This window comes from Mesorhizobium sp. M7A.F.Ca.MR.362.00.0.0, from assembly GCF_004023175.1.
In the GTDB taxonomy this organism is placed as follows: domain Bacteria; phylum Pseudomonadota; class Alphaproteobacteria; order Rhizobiales; family Rhizobiaceae; genus Mesorhizobium.
The window spans coordinates 3005-7288 of record NZ_RZTF01000140.1 but is presented as its reverse complement, the minus strand read 5'-3'; the positions used below and the strand labels follow the sequence as shown (position 1 = coordinate 7288).

Genomic DNA, 4284 nt, shown 5'->3' with positions numbered 1-4284 from the left:
GACAAGCAGCGCAAGGCGGGTTCTCCCACTTTCGCTTCGGCAATCGAGACCTATGTGCGCAATGGGCCGCCCACGGCCGAAGCCAAATAGCGGCGCGAAAAAGGCGGCGGGATTGCGCCGCCGCCTTTGTCTCCACCGCGAATGCGCAGCGATTATTTATACAGGCTGTTGATCCACTGGACGTTGGCAGCATTCAGGCGCACGGCGGTGTTCGCGTCGGGGCTTTCCGCCACGTTGACACCGGTGACGATGCGCTGCTTGGCCTTGTTGTCGTAGGCATAGACCGAACTGCCGCTCGACCCTGGGAACGTATCGCAGTCGTACTGGAAATATTCCGGCGCGATGTTTTCGGCATGCACTTCGCAGTTTGCCTTCCACATCGTGCCCATCGGCTTGTCGCCGGGATAGCCGACGAGATTGGCGGTGAAATCGCCGAGATCCTCGTAGTTGGCATAGCCCAGCCAGCCGAGATTGGTGCCGACATCCTGCTTTAGCGTGACGATGCCGAGATCCCACAGCAGGACCGAACCATAATAACCCTGGTAGTTGTCGATGAAGCCTTGCAGCACATAGGCGCTTTCGAAGGCGAAGGCGCCGAACGGTGCGTCGTCGGCCGTGCTGCCGTTCAGCCCCGGCACGAACAGATAGTCGGAGAGCCAATCCTTATCCTCATGGCTGTAGAGGCAGTGCGCGGCGGTGAGCACCGTGCGCGGGCCGATCAGCGTTGCCGAACAGCTGCCGAAGCTGCCCGTCTTCGGTGATTTGGCTTCGAGATAGCCGATTGCCGAGAACGGATAGGTCTTGGTGTTCTTGACCTGCTCGCGATCGTCGGTGCCGAAAACCTGACGGCCGGCTTCGCCTTCGCCGAGGTCCGGATCCTCGGTCTTGCGCTCGGCCCCGTCTTTTCCGGTGGCCGGAGCGTTCAGTTCCTTGATGATAAGCTCCCGCAGCGCTTCGCTCGGCTCGATCTTGATCTCCTTGCCATCGGCGGACCGTCCGACGATGCCGTAGGATTTGACAGCCGTTGCCTCGTCGGCAAGCGGCGCGGCGCGGCTGTCTTCGTCGGTCAGCTTCGGTGGCGCGATCGGCTTTGCCCGCCCGGGCTTGTAGTCGCCTGAAGTCACGTCGCGCGCGCTTTCGCCATTGCCGGCACTGGCGGAGCCAGGATCGGCGGCGAAAACCGGGACCGTCCACATTGCGGTGGAAAGCAATGCGGACACAATGAGTGCGTTTGTCAGTTTTGTCATGGTGAGACTCTCCCAAAAGTCAGCAAGGACTGGATCAAGATACAGAAATATTGTCGAGATCGTGGTGGCGTCGAAAAAGGATTTTGGTTACCGCACTTGAAATTTGACCATCGCCTATGCGGTCGGTCAAAGCCCCCGCCAAAGACACCCGGGCGGATATATTGCCTAAATTAATACAACATTGGAATGACAATTAGCTTCCACATAGCCCGTGGGGGGCTATAGGGTTTTGAACGGGGTCTGCACAGGAACGCGATACGCGAAGCAGTGCCTGACTTGGTGTCCCTGCCGTGCCGCTACAACGAAAGCTGCGCGGCCTGACCACCAGTCTGAGGCTTGCTTTGTTGATCATGCGCCGGGGCTGGTCCGCTCGGGTACATATCAGGAGGGCTTCAGATGAACATCATCCATCGGTTCAGGCCGATCGCCGCTGCATCGCTGCTCGGCATCGCAGCCGCCCTTGCGGCAGCCAATTCCACCCAGGCCGACGAAGCGGTCGCCCGACCGGAGGCAGCGGTCTCGCCAATGAAGCGCGTGACGGAAGCCAGGGCGAAAGCCGCGGCGGAGAACCCCGACGCGGCCGACCGCGTCTATGGCGGCAACCAGGCCGAAAAGGGAGCCTATCCGTTCCAGGTCGCGCTGCTCACCACCGACAGGCTGGACGAGAACCCGGCCTCGCAGGCCAATGCCCAATTCTGCGGCGGCAGCCTGATCGCGCCGCAATGGGTGCTGACGGCAGCACACTGCCTCAACGACAAGGGTCAGCCGGTTTCGCCGGAGAGCGTCACCGTGCTGACCGGTGCAACCGATCTCAGCGAGGGCAAGCGCCACAAGGTGGTGGAGGTCATCGTCAACGAAGCCTACAGCGAGCAAACGCTCGACAACGATCTCGCCCTGCTCCGGCTTGCCGAACCGGCCGATGCGCCGACCATCAAGGTCGCCCATGAGGCAACCCCCGAGACCGGCAAGACGACGGTCACCGGCTGGGGCAAGATGCAGGACGGCACCTTTCCGACCACGCTGATGGTTGTCGATCTCGACCTGCAGCCGAACCAGGCCTGCAACAGCGGCATCAAGGCCATCTATGCGCGTGATCTGAAGGCAGCGCTCGGTGATCTGTCCCGCCGTATGCGCTATTCGGAAAAAGGCATCGACGCGGCCGCCAATGCGATCGCCGCCGACATGACCGACCCGCTGACCGGCAACATGATCTGCGCCGGCACCACCAGCGGCGTGCGCGATGCCTGCAACGGCGACAGCGGCGGCCCGCTGTTCATGACCGGTGCCGAAGGCCCGGTCCAGGTCGGCGTCGTCAGCTGGGGCGAAGGCCCGGCTGACGGCAGTGCGGCGTGCGGCCACAAGGAGGCCTACGGCATCTACACGCGGCTGGCCAACTACACCGGCTGGATCGAGGCGAAGATGAAGACCTCGGCTCCGGCGCCGGCAAAGCCCAAGGCGGGACTGGGCACCGCCCAGAAACCGAAAACGCCCTGAAGCAGCGCTGTTCGCTTTCAAGCAAAACGGCGGGAGAGGTTCCCGCCGTTTTGCTTGCCGGCTTATCGAGAGGACTTATTTTCGCGGCGGGCCTTTGCGCTCGGCGGAAGCCGCCCACAGATTAATGTCGGATTCGCGCGCATAGGTGTCGATCTCGGCGAGTTCGGCATCGCTGAAGTCGAGCACCTTGAGCGCGCCGACGCAGTCCTCGACCTGCTCCGGCCGGCTGGCGCCGATCAGCGCCGAGGTCACCCTGCCCTTGCGCAGCACCCAGGCCAGCGCCATCTGCGCCAGCGTCTGCCCACGCTTGCCGGCGATGGCGTTGAGCGCCTTGATGTTGGCGATGGTCTTGTCGTTGATGAAGGCTGTCTTCAGCGACTTGCCCTGGGAGGCACGGCTGCCATCGGGAATGCCGCCGAGATACTTGTTGGTCAGCATGCCTTGCGCCAGCGGCGAGAACACGATGGAGCCGACGCCGAGCCCTTCGAGCGTGTCGAGCAGGCCATCTTCCTCCACCCAGCGGTTCAGCATCGAATAGCTCGGCTGGTGGATGACGCAAGGCGTGCCAAGCTGCTTCAAGATATCGGCGGCCTCGCGCGTGCGCTGCGAATTGTAGGACGAGATGCCGGCATAGAGCGCCTTGCCCGAGCGCACGGCATGGTCGAGCGCACCCATGGTTTCTTCCAGCGGCGTGTCAGGGTCGAAGCGGTGCGAATAGAAGATATCGACATAGTCGAGCCCCATGCGCTTCAGGCTCTGGTCGAGGCTGGCCAGAATGTATTTGCGCCCGCCCCATTCGCCGTAGGGTCCGGCCCACATCTCGTAGCCGGCCTTGGTCGAGATGATCAGCTCGTCGCGGTAGGCGGCGAAATCGGTGCGCAGGATCTCGCCGAAGGCGGTTTCGGCAGAACCGGGCGGCGGACCGTAATTGTTGGCAAGGTCGAAATGCGTGATGCCGAGGTCGAAGGCCTTGCGCGCGATCGCCTGCTTGGTCCTGTGCGGCGTGTCGTTGCCGAAATTATGCCACAGGCCGAGCGAGATTGCCGGCAGCTTCAGGCCGGAGCGGCCACAGCGGTTGTAGATCATTTTTTCATAGCGGTTTTCGGCAGGCGTGTAGGGCATCGGAAAATCCTCAAATGGAAGCGAGCCGGTCGGCTGCATCGCGACAACGCGGCGAGTTGGCTCTGCCCCTCACCTTTACCCTCTCTCCGTCGGAACGGGGAGAGGGTTGAGGTGTGCTGCCCTATTTCTTCTTCGCCAAAAGCGCCTTGGCTTCCTTGACGCCAAGTGCGGCCGGCCGTTCGCAGGTGGTCTGCATGGCGACGAACTTGCCGGTTTCGCCGGAGCGCAACAGGCCGGTCATCACGTCGACGGCGTGCAGCGCCAGCTCCATCGAACAGCGGTGCGGCCGGCCTTCCGCGATCGCCACTGCCATGTCGGCGAGGCCCGATGTGCGGTAGTTGGCCATCATGCCTTGCGAATGCATCTCGTTGGGCACGCCGAATGGATGCGGCCAGTTCGGCAGCTTCTTGACCGGCTTGGC

General features: G+C 62.7%; 3 protein-coding genes and 1 pseudogene. 1 reads left to right on the top strand and 3 read right to left on the bottom strand.

Annotated features, from left to right (window positions below; all coding sequences use genetic code 11):
- Positions 1-152: 152 nt before the first annotated feature.
- Positions 153-1247 (bottom strand): serine protease, encoded by a 1095-nt coding sequence (locus EOC06_RS18165; RefSeq protein WP_128308423.1) that lies wholly within the window; start codon positions 1245-1247, stop codon positions 153-155.
- Between the two features lie 396 nt (positions 1248-1643).
- Between EOC06_RS18165 and EOC06_RS18160 the strand changes: the two genes are divergently transcribed.
- A complete protein-coding gene (locus EOC06_RS18160; RefSeq protein ID WP_128308422.1) occupies positions 1644-2741 on the top strand; it encodes a serine protease in 1098 nt (365 codons plus the stop codon).
- Positions 2742-2816: 75 nt separating this feature from the next.
- Here the strand turns inward: EOC06_RS18160 and mgrA are convergent, their stop codons facing one another.
- Both mgrA and EOC06_RS42790 read right to left on the bottom strand, forming a co-directional pair.
- A complete protein-coding gene (gene mgrA, locus EOC06_RS18155; RefSeq protein WP_128308421.1) occupies positions 2817-3863 on the bottom strand; it encodes an L-glyceraldehyde 3-phosphate reductase in 1047 nt (348 codons plus the stop codon).
- 121 nt (positions 3864-3984) lie between these two features.
- A pseudogene (locus tag EOC06_RS42790) lies at positions 3985-4284 on the bottom strand (gfo/Idh/MocA family oxidoreductase); the annotation flags it as partial.